At 69.3% G+C, this 17,344-nt stretch carries 17 protein-coding genes and 1 tRNA gene; 9 read left to right on the forward strand and 9 right to left on the reverse strand.

Annotated elements, in window-relative coordinates:
• The first annotated feature begins 7 nt into the window (after positions 1-7).
• The 4 genes from K2W61_RS15940 (at position 8) to K2W61_RS27945 (ending at position 1,681) form a co-directional block, all read left to right on the forward strand.
• Entirely contained in the window at positions 8-592 is a 585-nt protein-coding gene (locus K2W61_RS15940) for a helix-turn-helix domain-containing protein (protein WP_175134431.1), read from the forward strand.
• Positions 593-697: 105 nt separating this feature from the next.
• A tRNA-Arg gene (locus K2W61_RS15945) sits at positions 698-774 on the forward strand.
• A gap of 115 nt (positions 775-889) precedes the next feature.
• Positions 890-1,348: a hypothetical protein gene (locus tag K2W61_RS15950; RefSeq protein WP_236756031.1), complete on the forward strand. Its 459-nt coding sequence runs from the start codon at positions 890-892 to the stop codon at positions 1,346-1,348.
• Positions 1,349-1,438: 90 nt separating this feature from the next.
• On the forward strand, positions 1,439-1,681 hold the full coding sequence (locus tag K2W61_RS27945) for a four-helix bundle copper-binding protein (RefSeq protein WP_474001611.1): 243 nt from the start codon (positions 1,439-1,441) through the stop codon (positions 1,679-1,681).
• 166 nt (positions 1,682-1,847) lie between these two features.
• Here the strand turns inward: K2W61_RS27945 and K2W61_RS15960 are convergent, their stop codons facing one another.
• Both K2W61_RS15960 and K2W61_RS15965 read right to left on the reverse strand, forming a co-directional pair.
• Complete coding sequence (locus tag K2W61_RS15960; RefSeq protein WP_236756032.1) at positions 1,848-2,960, reverse strand: glycosyltransferase family 4 protein; 1,113 nt, start codon at positions 2,958-2,960, stop codon at positions 1,848-1,850.
• A 21-nt stretch (positions 2,961-2,981) separates the two neighbouring features.
• On the reverse strand, positions 2,982-3,932 hold the full coding sequence (locus K2W61_RS15965) for a glycosyltransferase family 9 protein (protein ID WP_236756033.1): 951 nt from the start codon (positions 3,930-3,932) through the stop codon (positions 2,982-2,984).
• A gap of 321 nt (positions 3,933-4,253) precedes the next feature.
• Here K2W61_RS15965 and K2W61_RS15970 point away from each other — a divergent pair, with 321 nt between their 5' ends.
• Both K2W61_RS15970 and K2W61_RS15975 read left to right on the forward strand, forming a co-directional pair.
• Positions 4,254-5,639: an aminotransferase-like domain-containing protein gene (locus K2W61_RS15970; protein ID WP_175134426.1), complete on the forward strand. Its 1,386-nt coding sequence runs from the start codon at positions 4,254-4,256 to the stop codon at positions 5,637-5,639.
• Between the two features lie 48 nt (positions 5,640-5,687).
• Entirely contained in the window at positions 5,688-6,215 is a 528-nt protein-coding gene (locus K2W61_RS15975) for a DedA family protein (protein WP_175141340.1), read from the forward strand.
• Between the two features lie 19 nt (positions 6,216-6,234).
• Here the strand turns inward: K2W61_RS15975 and K2W61_RS15980 are convergent, their stop codons facing one another.
• From K2W61_RS15980 to K2W61_RS15995, 4 genes are all read right to left on the reverse strand, one after another.
• Positions 6,235-7,497, reverse strand: coding sequence for an arsenic transporter (locus K2W61_RS15980; RefSeq protein WP_236756034.1), 1,263 nt, complete (start codon positions 7,495-7,497; stop codon positions 6,235-6,237).
• A gap of 88 nt (positions 7,498-7,585) precedes the next feature.
• A complete protein-coding gene (locus K2W61_RS15985) occupies positions 7,586-8,917 on the reverse strand; it encodes a trypsin-like peptidase domain-containing protein (RefSeq protein WP_175134423.1) in 1,332 nt (443 codons plus the stop codon).
• 108 nt (positions 8,918-9,025) lie between these two features.
• Complete coding sequence (gene ggt, locus K2W61_RS15990) at positions 9,026-10,621, reverse strand: gamma-glutamyltransferase (RefSeq protein WP_217467978.1); 1,596 nt, start codon at positions 10,619-10,621, stop codon at positions 9,026-9,028.
• Between the two features lie 26 nt (positions 10,622-10,647).
• Positions 10,648-11,622 (reverse strand): Bug family tripartite tricarboxylate transporter substrate binding protein, encoded by a 975-nt coding sequence (locus K2W61_RS15995; protein WP_175134422.1) that lies wholly within the window; start codon positions 11,620-11,622, stop codon positions 10,648-10,650.
• A 247-nt stretch (positions 11,623-11,869) separates the two neighbouring features.
• Between K2W61_RS15995 and K2W61_RS16000 the strand changes: the two genes are divergently transcribed.
• Together K2W61_RS16000 and K2W61_RS16005 are read left to right on the forward strand one after the other, a co-directional pair.
• Entirely contained in the window at positions 11,870-12,526 is a 657-nt protein-coding gene (locus K2W61_RS16000; protein ID WP_175134421.1) for a GntR family transcriptional regulator, read from the forward strand.
• Between the two features lie 174 nt (positions 12,527-12,700).
• Positions 12,701-13,972, forward strand: coding sequence for an MFS transporter (locus K2W61_RS16005; protein WP_175134420.1), 1,272 nt, complete (start codon positions 12,701-12,703; stop codon positions 13,970-13,972).
• Positions 13,973-13,991: 19 nt separating this feature from the next.
• Here K2W61_RS16005 and K2W61_RS16010 read toward each other — a convergent pair whose 3' ends face one another.
• The 3 genes from K2W61_RS16010 to K2W61_RS16020 form a co-directional block, all read right to left on the reverse strand.
• Positions 13,992-14,864: an NAD(P)-dependent oxidoreductase gene (locus K2W61_RS16010; protein ID WP_236756036.1), complete on the reverse strand. Its 873-nt coding sequence runs from the start codon at positions 14,862-14,864 to the stop codon at positions 13,992-13,994.
• Between the two features lie 126 nt (positions 14,865-14,990).
• A complete protein-coding gene (locus K2W61_RS16015) occupies positions 14,991-15,698 on the reverse strand; it encodes a fumarylacetoacetate hydrolase family protein (protein WP_175141341.1) in 708 nt (235 codons plus the stop codon).
• A 71-nt stretch (positions 15,699-15,769) separates the two neighbouring features.
• Positions 15,770-16,702: a helix-turn-helix transcriptional regulator gene (locus K2W61_RS16020; RefSeq protein WP_236756037.1), complete on the reverse strand. Its 933-nt coding sequence runs from the start codon at positions 16,700-16,702 to the stop codon at positions 15,770-15,772.
• Positions 16,703-16,873: 171 nt separating this feature from the next.
• Between K2W61_RS16020 and K2W61_RS16025 the strand changes: the two genes are divergently transcribed.
• Complete coding sequence (locus tag K2W61_RS16025) at positions 16,874-17,302, forward strand: PaaI family thioesterase (RefSeq protein ID WP_175134416.1); 429 nt, start codon at positions 16,874-16,876, stop codon at positions 17,300-17,302.
• The last annotated feature ends 42 nt before the right edge of the window (positions 17,303-17,344 follow it).

Here is a 17,344-nt window from a genome sequence, read left to right on the forward strand (position 1 = left end):
TGTACAGATGCAAGGCAACAAACAGAGCGTGTTGGCACAACGGCTGCGAGCCCTGCGCCAGGCGCGCGATTGGACGCTCAAGCAGGCGGCGCAGGCCACCGGCGTGGCCGCGTCCACGCTCTCGAAAATCGAGAACGGCCTGCTTTCGCCCACCTATGACAACCTGATCAAGATCGCCGCCGGCCTGGACCTGGACGTGGCCGAACTGTTCACCGCGTCCGACGCCCACATGGGCACCGGCCGCCGCAGCCTCAGCCGCCAGGGCGAGGGCCGCCAGTACGAAACCCCGTATTACGACCATCGCCTGCTGTGCACCGCGCTGTCGCACAAGCGCATGATGCCGTTCCACACCCGCGTCAAGGCGCGCTCCTTCGACGAGTTCCAGGACTGGAGCCGCCACGGCGGCGAGGAATTCGTCTACGTGCTGGAAGGTGAGGTCGAGCTGTACACCGAGTTCTACGAGCCGGCGCGCCTGAAGGCGGGCGAGAGCTTCTATATCGACAGCCGCATGGGCCACCGGGTGATCAGCCTGAGCAAGCAGGACGCGCTGGTGCTGTGGGTGTCGACCCACGCCGACCTGGGCGAGGAATGATTCGGTCGGCCTGATAAACCGCGCCGGCCGGCGTCGTGCCGCCACGGCCCGCGGCAACAAGGTAAAATGCGCCGCCCGGAGCTTTTCCGGGCAGCCACACACCGCGCGGCAGTAGCTCAGTTGGATAGAGCACGGGCCTTCTAAGCCTGAGGTCGGGGGTTCGATCCCCTCCTGCCGCGCCAGGATAGCTTGTGGAATCAAACGATTGCGCGGATTTGTGGCTGGTGCCCCCGGTAACATCCCAGTCCACGGTAGTCGCCACTTCGGGACCATCTGCCAATTCACCCGGTGATTCCATTGACCACTCCAGACTCATCGCGGCAGGAACTGGTGGACCTCGAGCGCAGACATGCGCGGCTGGCGCGCGAATTGAACGACCTGCGTCACGCCAGCCAGCGGAGCCGGCGAGCCATGCGCTGCCTGCTTGCGCTGGCTTTGCTATTGAGCGGCGGCGCCTCGCTCTGGCTGCTCGTTTCGTTGTGCCAAATGGTCGCTCAGGGGTTCGTCGTTGAATGTGCGCGCATGTCATCGATCGATTGCCGCCGAGTGGGAGACACCGAGGGCGCTTATTGGCTGGCTTTGTTCGTTCGCATTTTTATGCTCGCGCTGGCCGGCAGTGCCTCGGTATTTGCGGCGTTGATGTTGCGGGCAATGCTTAAGCCGGCGCCCGACGTGGATACCATGCGAGCCCGCTTACAGCGTCTGGAAGCGTTGATCGCGCAGACCCGGCAGGCGTGCGCGGATTCCGGCGAGTGACGCCGCATGCCTGGGCTGGCTGACCAGACGCAGGCACGCGGGTAGCCATGGACAGAGGGCGCATTCGCCGCCGGCCGGTACACGCACTGCCTGGAGGCGGGCGGCGAGCACGTCGCGCCGGCTCATTTTCGCGGCATGATGGCTTGCGCCGAGATATGCCGTGGCTCGGCGCACACCATGCTGCTGGGCGCGCAAAACCATGCCCCGGTATGCCGGGCTTGCGCCGCGCTGTGCCGGGATTGTGCGGCCAGTTGCGAGCGCATCGATGGCATGCAGGATTGCGCACAAGCCTGCCAAGCATGCGCGCAGGCGTGCGAACGTATGGCGAGGTGATGTCTGCCTCGCCCGCTGCCGGCGCGACCTGCACACTGACATGGCGGTGGATGCCACAGCGGCGCATTGGCCGGTTGGCCACGCTTGATCGGATGACGGGACGCCGCTGTGGCGAAAGCCAGGCAGCAAATGGCGTGCCCGCGACCATGGGCAAGAGCGCCAGCGCTCAGGCCCGCGCCATCGCGCGGCGATAGGCGGCCAGGGTCCGTTCCATCTGGCTCGCCAGGCGGAAGTTGGCTTGTGCATAGTCTCGGGCCCGCGCCACTACCGCCGCGGCAGCGGCCGGATCGGCGCGGATTGCCTGGATGCGGTCGGCGAAGCCGTCGATGTCGCCGGGCTGGGCCAGCCAGCCGGTGGCGCCCGGCGTGACGATCTCGGGCAAACCGCCGACCCGGCTGGCCACTACCGGGCAACCCGACGCGAAAGACTCCGGCACCACGCGCGACCAGGCCTCGGTGGCCGAAGGCACCAGCAATACATCGGCGGCGTGGAGCATGTCGGCCACGTCGTCGCGATGGCCGGCGAAGACTACCTGCGGGGAGATGCCGAGCTGAACGGCCAGGGCGCGCAGCTCGGCCGCGTAGGCCCGGGTGTCGGCCGTCGCCGTGCCCACCACCAGTGCGCTGGCCGGCACGGCCCGGCGGCGCAGCCGCTGCACCACGCGCAGCAGGTCGGATTGGCGCTTCTCGGGGCGCAGCATGCCGATGGTCGCGACCACATAGGCGTCAGGGGCCAGGCCCAGTTCGCGCCGCACGCGCTGGCGCGTGGCGGGTTTGTCGCCGGCGTGGAAGAAGGCCTCGTCCGCCCATTCGCCGACCACGCTGACGCCATCCGCGCGGGCCAGGCGGGCGTGCAGCAGGGCCGCGCGGCCGGCGTCGCTGGTGGCGATCACGTGATCGCAGCCCAGCTTCCACTCCAGGCGGCGGCGCGCGCTGGTGGGCATGGGCTTGGCGAAATGCCGCGTGCGCACCACGGCGCACAGGTCGCGGCACAGGGCGCCGCTCTTGCCGTCGGCGCGGCTGTGGCTGTCGATCACGTTGATGTGCAGGCGGCGCACGGCGCGGCGCAGCCGCCAGATCGTGGCGGGCGAATAGGGCGAGTCGAAGTCGATGTCCACGGTGGCGATGCCGCGCTGGCGCGCCGCCAGGCTGATCGCGCTGCCGGGCGGCGCGGCGATGGCGGTGTCGTGGCCGTGGCGGGTCAGCCAGTAGGCCTGTTCCAGGGTGCGGAATTCGAGTCCGCCCAGGTTTCTTTCGCCAAGGGTGTGCAGGATGCGCATGGTGCAGGTGAGGGTGGGGATTCAGGCGGTGGCGCGCGGCGTGCCGGCCAGCGCGCGCGCACAGGCTTGCAGGACCTGGTCCGGGGCGATGGTATTGATGCCATCGCGCGGTTGGCGCGGCACCACGGCGACGGCATGGCGCCGGCGCCAGAACCATTCGGGGTTTGGCTGGTTGAAGATGCCGACATACGGCACGCCGGTGGCCTGCGCCACGTGCGACGGGCCGCAGTCGTTGGCGACCACCAGGCGCGCGCCCAGCATGATCGCGCTCAGCTCGGCCAGCGGCCGGCAATAGGCCACCTGGATGTCGGCGCGCCGCTGGGCCGTCAGCTCGGCGTGCTCGCGCGCTTCCTGCCGGCCCAGTGCGAAGGTGTAGCGTGTGTCGGGGCCCAGCAGCGTCTTGAGGCGGTCGGCCAGGCGCAGGTAGTGCGCCACGCTCCAGCGCTTGAATGGTCCGGCGCCGCCGCCGGGAAGAAACACCACGTCGGCGCGGCCATCCACCCGCCGATGCGCGCGGGCCAGTTCGGCGAAGCAGCGACGCGCACTGTCTTCGGCATCCAGGGGCCGGTAGGCGGCCAGCAGACGCAGGTTGGCCAGGCCGATGTATTCGGCTTCGTCCTTGCGGTGACAGTGGGTCCAGACCACGTCGCTCAAGCGCGCGTTGCGAAAACCCAGGCGGACGGCCGGCAGGCGCAGCAGATTGATCAGGCCGAAGCGCTCGCTGCTGTGATGCAGGTTCACCGACATCTGCGTCCTGGCGCTCAGGCTGCGCGTGTAGTCGAGCAGCGTACACACGCGCTGGAATTCGTCGACCCAGGGCAGGGCGTGGTAGATCGGACCGACGTCGTCGCGCGCGACAACCTTGATCCGCTTCGTGGGCCACCAGGCCTTGAGCTGGTACAAGGTGGCGAAGGCGACGATCTGGTCGCCCAACTGCGGCTGGCTTCTGACATAGACAACAATGTCCGACACGCGACCTCTCCTGTGCGGGCCTGGGGAATGGCCTCGCAATCTACGGGAGCGCGCGGGAAATTCTTTCTCGATAGATTGAAAGAATGTGAAGATTGGGCCGGTGCGGCTTAAAGAATTTACACACTCGGCCCTGCCATCTATGGCAGGCGGGCGCTGGCGATGCGGGAAGGGGCGCCCTGGCGCTCCGTGCAGCGGCCCCGGCACGGCCTGGAACTGGGCCGTACAAGATTCTCGATGTATGGACTCAAACGGCGTTTGTTGCCATACTCATCGATTGATTTTCTGTCCATGCATTGCGGCATTCCCGGCGCAATAGAATCCATGCATAACGACGACGTATATGCGTCCTGGCCCTTGACTTTCGTGCGCGGCGCCGGCCCCCGCTACCGCCAGATCGCCGATTTCATCGAGGGCGCCGTGGCCGCCAATCGCATGCAGCCGGGCGACCGCCTGCCGCCGCAGCGGCGCCTGGCCCAGCACCTGGGCGTGGACCTGACCACCGTGACGCGCGCCTATGCCGAGGCTGCCCAGCGCGGCCTGATCGAGGCGCGCGGGCCGCTGGGCACCTTCATCGCGCGCCCGGCCGAACAGCCCCTGCGACAGATGCTGGACCTGGGCATGAACATGCCGCCGCTGCCGCTGGGCTGCGATCTGCAGGACCTGCTGCGGCACGGCTTGGCCAAGGCCATGGAACGGCACGATGTGGGCGTGATGATGACCTATCACCAGGCCGGCGGCGGACCGGCCGAACGCGAGGCCGGCGCGCAATGGCTGTCGCAGTCAGTCGAGAACGTCGACCCGGACCGGGTGCTGGTGTGTCCCGGCGCGCAGGCCGCGCTGGCCGCAGTGATGCTGGCCTACAGCCGCCCGGGCGATGGCATCATCGCCGAGCCGCTGGTGTATCCGGGGCTGTTGACCGCCGCGCGGCAGCTGGGCCGCCGCGTGCTGGTGGCCGAGACCGACGCCGACGGCATGACCCCCGCCGGACTGGAGCGCGCCTGCCGCGACGGCGGCCGGCTGGTCTACCTGAACCCCACGCTGCAGAATCCCACCGCCCACACCATGAGCGCGGCGCGCCGCCGCGACCTGGCGCGCTCGGCCGTGGCCTGCGGCGTGCGCATCATCGAAGACGACCCGTATTCGCTGTTCCTGGATGGCGCGCCGCCGGCGCTGGCCAGCCTGGCGCCGGCCTCGGTGTTCTACATCGCCACGTTGGCCAAGACCCTGACCCCGGGGCTGCGCACCGCGTTCGTGCTGGGCCCGGACCAGGACAGCCGCCACAACGTGCTGGCGGCGATGCGCTCATTCGCCGTGATGGCCGCGCCGCTGATGGGCGTGCTGACCACGCAATGGATCGCCAGCGGCGCCGCGCGGCAGATTCTGGACGGCGTGCGCGCCGAGGCCCACGCGCGCCAGCAACTGGCGCGCCAGTTGCTGCCCGGGCCGTTCCCGGCTGCCGCGGCGGGCATCCACCTGTGGCAGCCGCTGCCGGACTGCTGGACCGCGGCGGACCTGGAGCGGGTGGCGCGCGACGAGGGCCTGAGCGTGACCTCGTCGGAAGTCTTTCACCTGGGGCCGGGCACGCCCAACGCCATCCGCATCTCGCTGGGCAGCATTCCCGAGCGCCGGGCGTTGGCGCAGGCGCTGGAACGGTTGGCCGGACTGCTGCGGCGGCGTCCGCGCGGCTTGCGCGACGTAATTGTATGAGGCCGGGGCCGTAATAGGGCGGCTGTGCCCGCCCCGCCGTCACACGTCATGCTGTTCGAAACATTCCACGCCGTGCAGGACACCCTGGTCGAATTTGCCCGCGCCCATGCCGCTTGGCTGGCGCCGCTGGGCTTCGTGTTCGCGTTCCTGAAGTCGTTGCCGCTGGTGGCGCTGGTGGTTCCCGGCACGGCGCTGCTGCTGTCGATCGGCGCCATCCTGGGGTTGGGCGATAGCGCGTTCGTGCCGGTATGGCTGGCCATCGCCATCGGCGCGGCACTGGGCGATTGGGTGCAGTACGCTTGCGGCGTGCGGTTCGGGCCCGGTCTGCTGCAATCGAAGCCGCTGCGCAAACGCCCGCAGCTCCTGCATCGCAGCACCGTGTTCATCCAGCGGTGGGGCGTGCTCAGCATCGTGCTGTGCCGCTTCTTCGGCCCGTTGCGGGCCACCGTGCCGATGATCGCCGGCATCTGCGGCATGCGCGCCGCAGCCTTTCAGATCGCGAACTGGGCTTCGGCGTTCCTGTGGGCGGCGGCGCTGCTATTGCCGGGCTGGTGGAGCACGCGCGCGCTCCTGTGACAGGACCGGCGCGCCGCCATCAGCCGCCGGCCACCGCCAGCATCAGCAGCGCGCCCAGCAGCGCCGGCGGCATCACCCAAGCGCCCAGCTTGAGAAAACGCAGCGCGCCGACGTGCTGGCCCTCGCGCCGCACCGCGATCAGCCACAGCAGCGTCGCCAGCGAGCCGGTGATCGACAGGTTGGGCCCGAGGTCGACGCCGATCAGCAGGGCGCCGGCGGTCCGCGCCGGCAGGTCGGCGATCTGGCCGACCGAGCCGGCGATCAACCCGGCCGGCAGGTTGTTGATGAGGTTGCTGGCCAGCGCCGCCACGATGCCGGCGCCCCACAGCGCGCCGCCGGCCGAATCGCCCGCCAGCCGCAGCAATGCCTGCGCCAGGGCGTCGATGGCGCCGCTGCGCGCCAGGCCCTCGACCAGCACGAACAGGCCAGCCACCATCGGCAATACGCCCCAGGCCACATGGCGCAGGACCGGCAGGGGGCTGAGCCGTTGCTTCAGGTGGATCAGCCCGGCAGTGGCCAGGCCGGCGATGAAGGTCGGCAGGCCCAGGTCGGCATGCAGCGCCGAGGCCAGCATCAGCACCAGCGCGGTCAGCAGGATGCCGATGCCGGTCAGGCGGGCGCCGCTGCCCAGCGGTCGCGGCGCGATGTCGGCCCGCAGCGGCTGGCGCAGCGCCTCGCGCTGGCTGAAGCGCAGGGCCAGATAGGTCAGGCCGATGGCCGCCAGCGACGGCAGCGTGAAGCGTTGCAGCCAGTCCAGCAGCGGCGGTATCTGGCTGCCGTACACCACCAGGTTGGCGGGGTTGGAGATCGGCAGCACGAAGCTGGCGGCGTTGGCGATGAAGGCGCAGATGAACAGGTAGGGCAGCGGCCGCGCGCCCGCGGCCCGCGCCGCGGCAAACACCGCCGGCGTCAGCACCACGGCGGTGGCGTCGTTGGACAGGAACACCGTCACCAGGATGCCCACCAGGAATACCAGGTCGAACAGGCGCCGCGCCGACCCGCGCGCATGGCGCGCCGCCACCATCGCCAGCCAGTCGAACAGCCCCTGCTGGCGCGCCAGTTCGGCCAGCACCATCATGCCGATCAGGAACAGGTACACGTCCAGCCCCTTGCCGACCGCGCCCAGCGCCGCCTGCCACGGGATCAGGCCGGTTGCCGTCAGCAGCAGCGCCGCGCCGCCGGCCCAGACGTACTCGGGCAGCTTCCAGGGGCGCAGCAGGATGCCGATGATCGCCAGGGCGGAAATGCCCCAGAGGGCGAGGGAAGCGGCGGGAAAGGGCATGAGCGGCGATGACGAGAAACCGGGGCGGGAAGCATTATCGCCGGTTCGGCGCCCGCCAGGGCCGGCCCGCCGCGCCGCCGCGCGGCGCCTATTGGATCTGCAAGGTATACATCGCCCGTCCGCGCACCAGCGTCAGCAGCAGCGGTTGCCCTGGCGTGGCGCCGGCCAGCAGGGCGCGCAGATCGGCCAGCCGGCTGACCGGGCGCCGGTTGACGCCGATGACGACGTCGCCGCGCTGCATCCGCGCCGCCACCGGCCCGCGCTCGGGGTAAGTGGCGCTGACCGCCACGCCATCGTTGCCCTTCAGGCGCTGTTCGCGGCCGATCTCGGTGAATTCCACGCCGTTCAGGCGCGCATCGAGCGAGCCGCCGTGCAGCCGCTCGTTGCGTTCCGGTTCGATCCGCAGCGTGACGTCGCTGCGCTGGCCGTTGCGCGACAGCGTCAGCCGCACCTGCTGGCCCACCGGCAACAGGCCCTCGGCGTTGCGCAACTGGGCGCTGCTGCCGATGGGCTTGCCGTCCAGCGCCAGCACCCGGTCGCGCGCCTGCACCCCGGCCTGTTGCGCCGGCGAACCATCCGCCACCCGCGCCACCACCACGCCGCTGGCGTTCGGCGCCAGGCCCAGCTGACGCGCATTGCGCGGCGTGATGTCGATGGTGTCCAGCCCCAGGCCGCCGCGCTGCACCTGGCCGTGCTGCAGCAATTGGCGCATGACCTCGCCCGCCAGGTTCGACGGAATCGCGAAACCGATGCCGACGTTGCCGCCCGACGGCGTATAGATCATGGTGTTGATGCCGACCAGTTCGCCGTTCAGGTTGACCAGCGCGCCGCCCGAGTTGCCGGGGTTGATGGAGGCGTCGGTCTGGATGAAATTCTGGTAGCCGGCGGCGCGCAGGCTGGACCGCTCCAGCGCCGACACGATGCCGGACGAGGCCGACTGGCCCAGGCCGTAGGGATCGCCGATGGCCACCACGAAATCGCCCACCCGCAGGTCGCTGGAATCGGACAGGGTCAGGGCGTGCAGTTTGTCGGGCGGAATGCGCAGCACCGCCAGGTCGGTGTCCGGATCGCTGCCGACCACGGTGGCGGTGAAGCTGCGGCCGTCCTGCAGCGACACACGGATGGACGTGGCGCCGCGCACCACGTGGTGATTGGTCAGGATGTTGCCCTGGGCCGCGTCGACGATCACGCCCGAGCCGATGCTCTGGCGCCCGCCGCCGCGGGCCTGGCCGAAGGCCGACGCCTGGCCGCCGTCGCCCTGGGCGGAAATGTTCACCACCGCCGGCGTCACGCGTTCGAGCATCGGCGCCAGCGAGGGCAGGGGCTGGCCGTCCACCGCCATGGGCAATGCGGCCGTGGCGCTGGGGGCAGTGAAGAGGGCGGCGACGGCCAGCGCCGCGGCGGACAGGATTCGGTTCATGAGGGGCCTTGCTGAGTCTGCGCCGCAGTATCGCCGCGCCGCGCATCGCCCATATGACCGATCAAGCCCCTTTCCGGCGGCGTTTTCCGCCGCCGTGGCCTGTCTGCCCTAGAATCCGACCGCCTGGCCGTCGCGCCGGGAATCGGACGCGGCTACATAGCCGCCGTGCGGCAGCCGGGCGATCAGTTGCGCCGAACCGAACTCCAGGCTGTCGGCCGGCGCCACCGCCACGTTGTGGCCGCGCTGGCGCAGCGTGTCGACCACGTCGGCGGGCAGGTGCGATTCGACGTTGACCACCGGGCCTTTTTCCACCCGGAAGCGCGGCGCATCGCTCATGGCCTGCGGATTCTGGCCGAAGGCCGCCAGCCGCGTCATCATCTGCAGATGGCCCTGGGCCTGCATCGAGCCGCCCATTACGCCGAACGACATCACCGGCGCGCCTGCGCGGGTGACGAAAGCCGGGATGATGGTGTGCATCGGCTTCTTGCGCGGCGCCACCTGATTGACATGGCCGGGCGTCAGCACGAAGTTCAGGCCGCGATTGTGCAGGCTGATGCCGGTATCCGGCACCACCACGCCCGAGCCGAAGCCGTGGTAGTTGGACTGGATGAACGACACCATGGTGCCGCCCGCGTCGGCGGCGGTCAGGTAGACCGTGCCGCCGGTCGCGGGCGTGCCGGCCACCGGCACCGCGGCGCGATCCATCGAGATCTGCCTTGCGCGCTCGGCCAGGTAGGCCGGGTCGAGCAGGGCGCGGGCATCGGTGCGCATGTGGCGCGGGTCGGCCACATGGTGGTGCAGATCGGCGAAGGCCAGTTTCATGGCCTCGATGCTGACGTGGTAGTAATCGGCGCTGTCGCGGCCCATCGCTTCCAGGTCGAATTGTTCCAGCATGCCCAGCGCCATCAGGGCCGAGATACCCTGGCCGCTGGGCGGAATTTCATGCAGTTCGTAGCCGCGGAACGACTGCGAGATCGGCGCCACCCACTCGGGCCGGTGCTCGGCCAGGTCGGCCGCGCTCAGGGCGCCGCCGGTGCGCGCCGCGAAGTCCGCGATCCGGCCGGCCAGCGCGCCGCGATAGAAGCTGTCGCCGCCGCTTTCGGCGATCTCGCGCAAGGTGCGCGCCTGCGCCGGAAAGCGCCACCATTCACCCGCCTGCGGCGCCCGGCCCTGCGGCAGGAAGGCTTCGGCGAAGCCCGGCTCCTGCGCCAGCTTGGGCGCCTGGGTGGCCCACTGGCGCGCGATCGTCGGGCTGACCGCGAAGCCTTCCTCGGCATAGGCGATGGCCGGCTCGAACAACTTGGCGAATGGCAGCTTGCCGAAGCGTTCGGACAGCGCCTTCCAGCCCGCCACCTGACCCGGCACGGTGACCGTGCCCCAGCCCGTGCCCGGCATGGCCTCGCGGCCGGCGAAGTAGTCCGGCGTCCACGCCGCCGGCGAGCAGCCGCTGGAGTTCAGGCCATGCAACCGCCCTTCGTGCCACACCAGCGCGAACATGTCGCCGCCGATGCCGTTCATCACGGGCTCGACCACGGTCAGCGCGATGGCGGTGGCGATGGCGCTGTCCACGGCATTGCCGCCGGCCAGCAGCATGCGCAGCCCGGCCTGGGCCGCCAGCGGCTGGCTGGTGGCGACCGCGTTGGCGGCCAGCACCGGCATTTTTCGGGAAGCGTACGGAAAAGACCAATCGAAGGGGGAAGACATGGTGGCGTCTGGACTCTGTAGGAAAATTACTGCGGGGTGATGCCGGCCTGGTCGATCAGGCGCTTGGTGCGCGGGATCTCGGCCTTGATGAAGGCGGTGAATTCCTCGCGGCTGCCGCCACGCGGTTCGGCGCCGGCTTCGGCCAGCTTACCGCGCAGCGCCGGATCGGCCAGCACCTTGTTGACGGCGCGGTTGAGCTTGTCCAGGATCGGCGCGGGCGTGCCTTGCGGCGCCACCAGACCGTACCAGGGGGCGATGTCATAGCCGGCGTAGCCCTGCTCGGCGATGGTGGGGATGTCCGGCGCCAGCGCCGAGCGCTGCGAATTGGACATGCCCAACGCCACCAGCGTGCCGCTCTTGACCTGCGGCAGGCCGGTCATGATGGTGTCGAAGTACATCGACACCTGGCCGCTCAGCAGCGCGGGGATGGCTTCGCCGGCGCCCTTGTAGGGCACGTGCAGGATGTCGATGCCGGCCACTGCCTTGAGCATTTCGCCGGCCATGTGCGAGGTGGTGCCCGTGCCGAACGAGGCATAGGTCAGCTTGCCCGGATTGGCGCGGGCGTAGGCGATCATCTCGGGCAGGGTCTTGAACGGCTCCTTCGGATTGGACAGCAGGATGTTGGGCGTGTACGCCACCAGCGACACCAGCTCGAAGGCATCGGGGTCATAGGCCAGGCGCTTTTGCAGGAAGCGGTTGGTGACGATGGCGGCCGGGCCGCCCATCAGCAGCGTATAGCCGTCGGGCGCCGAGCGCGCCACCGAGGCGCTGCCAATCGCGGCGGCGGCGCCGGGACGGGCTTCGATCACGAAGGGCTGGCCCAGTTCGGTCGACAGGGCGGCGCCCAACTGGCGTGAAATCAGGTCGGTGGCCGAGCCGGCCTGGAACGGCACGACGATGCGCACCGGATGCTGCGGCCAATCGGTGGTCTGGGCGCCGGCCTGGGCGGCGAAGGCCAGGGTGGCGGCGCCGGCCAGGGCGCGGATGAAGCGGATAGGCATGGATTCCCCTTGAATGCGTTGTATCGACGCCGTGCGTCGAGGCGTTGTGTCGTGAAGGCGGTGGCGCCGGGCGGGTCTATCGCCCGTTGCCAGGCCAGCCGACGCGCACGGCCGGCGCGTCAGTCTTGGATTTGACGCGAGCGGGGCCGGCGCGGCTATTGGTGTTTGCATCCATGGATCATTGGATCCAATTTGTGTTATTTTTACATTTATCTATCATGGCGGCTTTGAAACCCCGGGGACGAGAATGCTGCAGTATCAGAAGACAGCCGTCAGCGCGGAAGAAGAGGCATACCAGCATTTGCAGCGCGAGATCCGGCTGGGCAACTACCCGCCCGGCCACCGCCTGGTGCCCGAAGTCATCGCCAGCGAAATCGGCACCAGCCGCATGCCGGTGCGCGGCGCGCTGCGCCGCCTGGCGTCCGAAGGCCTGGTCGAGATCCGCGCCAATCGCGGCGCCGTGGTGCGCGGCCTGAACCAGCAGGAAATGCGCGAAGTCTTCGAGATGCGCTCGGTGCTCGAAGGGCTGGCGGTGCGCAACGCCGTGCCCCACATGAGCGCCGAGCACATCCGCCGCCTGGCCAGCATGCTGGATCAATTGGAGCATGGCCTGGGCGACTACCTGGACTGGACCAGCGCCCACCGCGATTTCCACGAATACCTCTGCAGTTTCTGCCAACAGCCCCGGCTGTTGCGCCAGATCTCCGAACTGCACTCGGTGGTCGAGCCCTATATGCGGTTGTGGGCCGCCCAGCCCGGCCGCGTGCTGCGGGTGCGCGAATCGCACCAGGAACTGATCGACGCGCTGCTCACCGGCGATCCGGACCGCAGCGAAGCGGCCATGCGCCAGCATGTGCTCAACACCGTGCCGGCCTTGCAGGCGTTCCTGCAACAGGCCGGCTGACCCCCGCGCGCGCCGCCGCCGGACATGGGGCCGGCGCGCGTCCGGAGCGCCGCGCCGCCCGGATATCGCCGGGAGTAATATGGCGCCTCCGCCGGCCGGCTTCCGTCTCCTCGCGTTCCCGCGATGTCCTTAACGAAGCGTGCCAGCGCGATAACAAGACATAGGGAGAGGCAAGTGGAGAAGCAAGTATCGGGCGGCTGGTATTTCGGCTGGAACATCGTCGGCGCCGCCACCGTATTGACCCTGCTCACCGTGGGGCTGCGCATGGGCATCGGCCCGTTCTTCCTGCCCATGGCGGAGGGCCTGGGTTTCTCGCGCAGCCTGCTGTCGAGCATCGTCGCGGTCGGCATGCTCTGCTACGGCCTGGGCATGCCGCTGGCCGGCTATCTCGTCAGCACCCGCGGCACCCGATTCGTCTTGCTCGCCGGCACCGCCATCGTGGTGGCTTCGTCAATCTGGACGGTATTCGCGCGCGGCCCCATCGAGTTCCTGCTGGCCTTTGGCGTGGCCCTGTCGATCGGCCTGGCCTTCACCAGCCCGGTGGCGCTGACCCCCGTCATCAGCCGCTGGTTCACGCGCCAGCGCGGCATGGCGCTGTTCTTCCTGTCCACCGGTTCCATGGCCGGCATCGCGCTGATGACGCCTACGCTCACGTTCGTCATCAGCGCCGTCGGCTGGCGGGAAACCCTGCTGGCCTTCGCGGCGCTGTTCGCGCTGCTGACGGTGCCGGTGGCGCTGTTCGTGATGCGCGACCAGGCCCCCGAGCATACCGACCTGCTGCCGCACCAGATCATCGAAAAGAAATCCAGCGCGCGGCCCGCCGCCAAGGGGCCCGTGCCGCGCGTCCAGGACGCCGTGCGCACGCTGCCGTTCTGGCAGGTGGCGCTGGGTCTGTTCGCCTGTGGTTTCAGCATGAACCTGCTGGGCACGCATGGCATGCCCATGCTGATGGACCACGGCTTCGACGCCACCACCAGTTCGCTGGGCATCGGCCTGATCGGCCTGGTGGCGATCTTCAGCACGCTGGTGCTGGGGCGCATGTCGGACCAGGTCGAGCGCCGCAACATCCTGGCCGTCATCTACCTGGTGCGCGGGTTGGGCTTTTTCGCGCTGGTCATGGTGGGCGCGCACTGGGAACTGTATGCCGCGGCTACCATCGGCGGCGTGGTCTGGGCCGGCAGCATCGCGCTGTCGTCCGCCATCCTGGCCGACGTCTACGGCGTGCGCCTGGTGGGGGTGCTGTACGGGCTGACCTACCTGGGCCACCAGATTGGCGGCATGATCAGTTCGTGGTTGGGCGGCTGGGCCTACGAGACCTTCCATACCCATTGGGTGGCGTTCGGCGCGGCCGGCGCCCTGCTATTGCTGGCCGCGGCTATCTCGATGCAATTGCCGCGGCGCGGCGCCTTGCGCGCCGTGCCGGCGATGGCGGCGGGCGGGCGCTGAACCTGCGCCGCCCTCCGGTTCAGCGGTCCTTCAGCAGCGACACCAGTTCGGGCACGTAGCGCTCGCCGCCGCCCTGGCTGACCGCCTGGTCATAGGTGTGCAGCACCGCGGCGCCGATCTCGCGCACCGCGCCGGTCTCGGCCGCCATGGTGTTGTAGTAGGACAGGTCCTTCTGCGCGTTCGACATGAAAAAGCGCAGCGACGACGGGTCCTGCTCCAGCAGGTAAGGCTTGAGGCGCTCCAGCGCCACGCCGCCGCCGCCGCCCTTGGTCAGCACTTCGGCGAACACCGCCGGGTCGATGTCGGCGCGCAGCGCGCAGGCGGCCGCCTCGGCCAGCAGCGCGATGGTGCCCAGCGACACATAGTTGTGCAGCAGCTTCATGCGGTGGCCCGCACCCACCGGACCGGCGTGCGCGATGTTCTCGGCAAAGCATGCCAGGATCGGCCGGCATTCTTCGAACAGCGCGGCATCGCCGCCCACCAGCAGATTGAGCCGGCCTTCGGCGGCTTCCTTCGGCGTGCGGGTCATGGGGGCATCGAGGAATCGGCCGCCTTTCTCGATGACCGCCTCGGCCACCTTGGCGGTCGAAGAGGGGATGGCGGTCGAGCAATCGATGATCACCGTGCCGGGGCGCAGGCCTTCAAGCACGCCGCCGGGCGACAGCAGCACCGCCTCGACCTGCGGACTGCCCGTGACGCACAGGATGATTACATCCGACTGCGCCGCCAGCGTCGCGCCATCCGCGCAACTGGTGGCGCCTGCCGCCTTGAGCGCATCCAGGGGCTGGTTGCCCGGATGTTCCAGCACGGTCAGCGTATGACCGTGCTTGACCAGGTTGCTGGCGATGCCATGGCCCATCAGGCCGATACCCACCATACCGATTTTTGCCATCTTGCACTGCTCCTGCCACATGGGGCTGTTTGTTATGGCATAAATCTTACTCTCAGATCCGCGCGGGCCCGGCCGCCGCGCCGCCGCGTGGCGCAGCGGCCGGCATATGCCGGACCGCCACGCGTCTCAGACAATGCGCAGGCTCAGTTCCGGCAAGCCGTCCACGTGCGCCACGATCACATCGCCGCGCACCACCGGCCCCACGTTCTCCGGCGTGCCCGAATAGATCAGGTCGCCCGGGAACAGCTCGAAGGCCTGCGACAGCCGCGCGATCTGCTCGGCCACCGACCAGATCATGTGCGACAGCGTCGCCTGCTGCTTGCGTTCGCCATTGACCGCCAGCCAGATATTGCCTTCGCGGTAGTGGCCGGTCTGGGCCACCGGATGGATCGGGCCGATCGGCGCCGCATGATCGAAGCTCTTGCCGATCTCCCACGGCTTTTTCTGGTCGCCCATGCCGCGCTGCAGGTCGCGCCGCGTCATGTCCAGCCCCAGCGCGTAGCCATAGACGCAATCGAGCGCCTGTTCCACCGGAATGTCGCGCCCGCCCCGGGCCAGCGCCGCCACCAGCTCCACCTCGTAGTGGTAGTTCTGCGTCAGCGGCGGATAGGGGTGATCGGCCACCGTGTCCGGCAATACCACCTGGATCGCATCGGTCGGCTTCTGGAAGAAGAACGGCGCTTCGCGGGTGGGGTCCGAGCCCATCTCGATGGCGTGGGCGGCGTAGTTGCGGCCGATGCAATAGATGCGGCGCACCGGAAAGCGCAGCTCGCTGCCGGCAATCGGCACGGTGGTCTGCGCCACGCTGAATGGGGTCTGGACGGCTTGGGTCATCGCGGGTCTCCTGAACGTTGCGAGTGTCACGGCCAGATTAGGTCCGCGCCGTCCGCCCCGCCTGGAGACGATTACGCAATCCGTGGACGATTCCGCGCATTTCGCGGCGGCGGCGCCGTGCCGCGCAGGCCTTCGCGATAACCGGTCGGGCTGACCCCTTCCAACTGGCGGAAGCGGCGCGAGAAATACGCCTCGTCGGCGAACCCGGCGGCATGCGCCACCTGCGCCACGCTGCGCGCCGTGTGCGCCAGCAGATCGCGCGCCAGTGCCATGCGGCGCTCGGCCACCAGCTCGGTGAAGGTCTTGCCGGTTTCCTTCTTGAGCAGATGCGCCAGGTAGTTGGGCGACAGGAACGCCGCCGCCGCCGCGTCGTTCAGCGTCAGGTTCTCGCCCAGGTGCGCGCCGATATGCGCCAGCACCCGTCGCACGCTCTCGCGCCGGCTGCTGCCGGCATGATGGCGCGCTAAGTGCAGCAGGTCGGCCTCGTAGCGGCCGCACACCTGTCCGATCAACTGCAGCAGCAGCCCGCGGATCGTCGTCGACGAGCCGAAGCCGCGCCGCCGGTTCTGTTCCATCAGGCGCGCGATCAGCGCCTCGGCCTCGGCCAGCGCGTCGGCGTCCAGCTCGAAATCCAGGTACTCCTGGAACAGGAACGGCGCCAAGGCCGGCGCCTGCGAGACCGGCACGTCTTCCAGGTCCAGCGCGTCCACCGCCAGTTCCGGCCACAGGAACCGCTGCGCGAAATTGATGATGACGTAACGCGCGCCCGGCGGATGCGGTACCAGGTGCACCCGGTACGGCAGCACGAAACTCACGCCGCCGCGCGGAAACGGCCGCGTGGTGCCGCTGATGGTCTGGCGCGTGTCGCCCTCCAGGTTCACCTGGATCTGGAAGTACTCGTGCCGGTGCGGCTGCTCCAGCGGCTCGCGCACCTGCTGGGCGCGGATATCGAAATCGAAATAGTCCGCGCGCTCGGCCATGCCGTAGGTCTTGATGCGGTTCATGCGCGGGGTGGCCAGGTGGTGAGAGACATGGGAAGAATGTAGCGCCGGCGCGACGGCCGCGCCAGATGCGCCAGATATTGTCCGCTCACCGGCCGGGCGGCGCCCGCCGCTGGCGGGCGCCGCCCGCTTTGCGCTACCGTGGGCCATTGCGCAGCAGACACCTGACCTCCCATGACAGACTCCATCCCCGCCGGCTTCGCGCCCTGGCAACCCAGCAGCCAATTCATGCGCCATCTGGCGGACCTGGGCGGTTTCTACCGGCGCGAGGCCGACGACGTGCTGGCCATGCGCATTGGCGCGGCCCATGGCAACATGCACGGCATGGCCCACGGCGGCCTGCTCGCCACCGTGGCCGACAGTGCCCTCGGCTTCGTCATCGCCCACCAGTGCCAGGCCTCGGTCGTCACCGCGCAGATGTCGGTCGAATTTCTCAACGCCGTCATGCCCGGCGACTGGCTCGAAGCCCACGTCACCATCGACAAGCGCGGCAAGCGCCTGATCTACGCCACCTGCCACCTCAAGGTGGATGAACGCCTGGTGCTCAAGGCCAGCGCCGTCTTCGCCGTGCGCCAGGCGGCGGTGCCGGCCTCGGACGGCTGACCGGACGGACGAACGGCTCGTCATATGCAATCGGCGGCCGCC

It is taken from the genome of Achromobacter pulmonis (assembly GCF_021733725.1).
GTDB lineage: Bacteria > Pseudomonadota > Gammaproteobacteria > Burkholderiales > Burkholderiaceae_B > Achromobacter > Achromobacter pulmonis.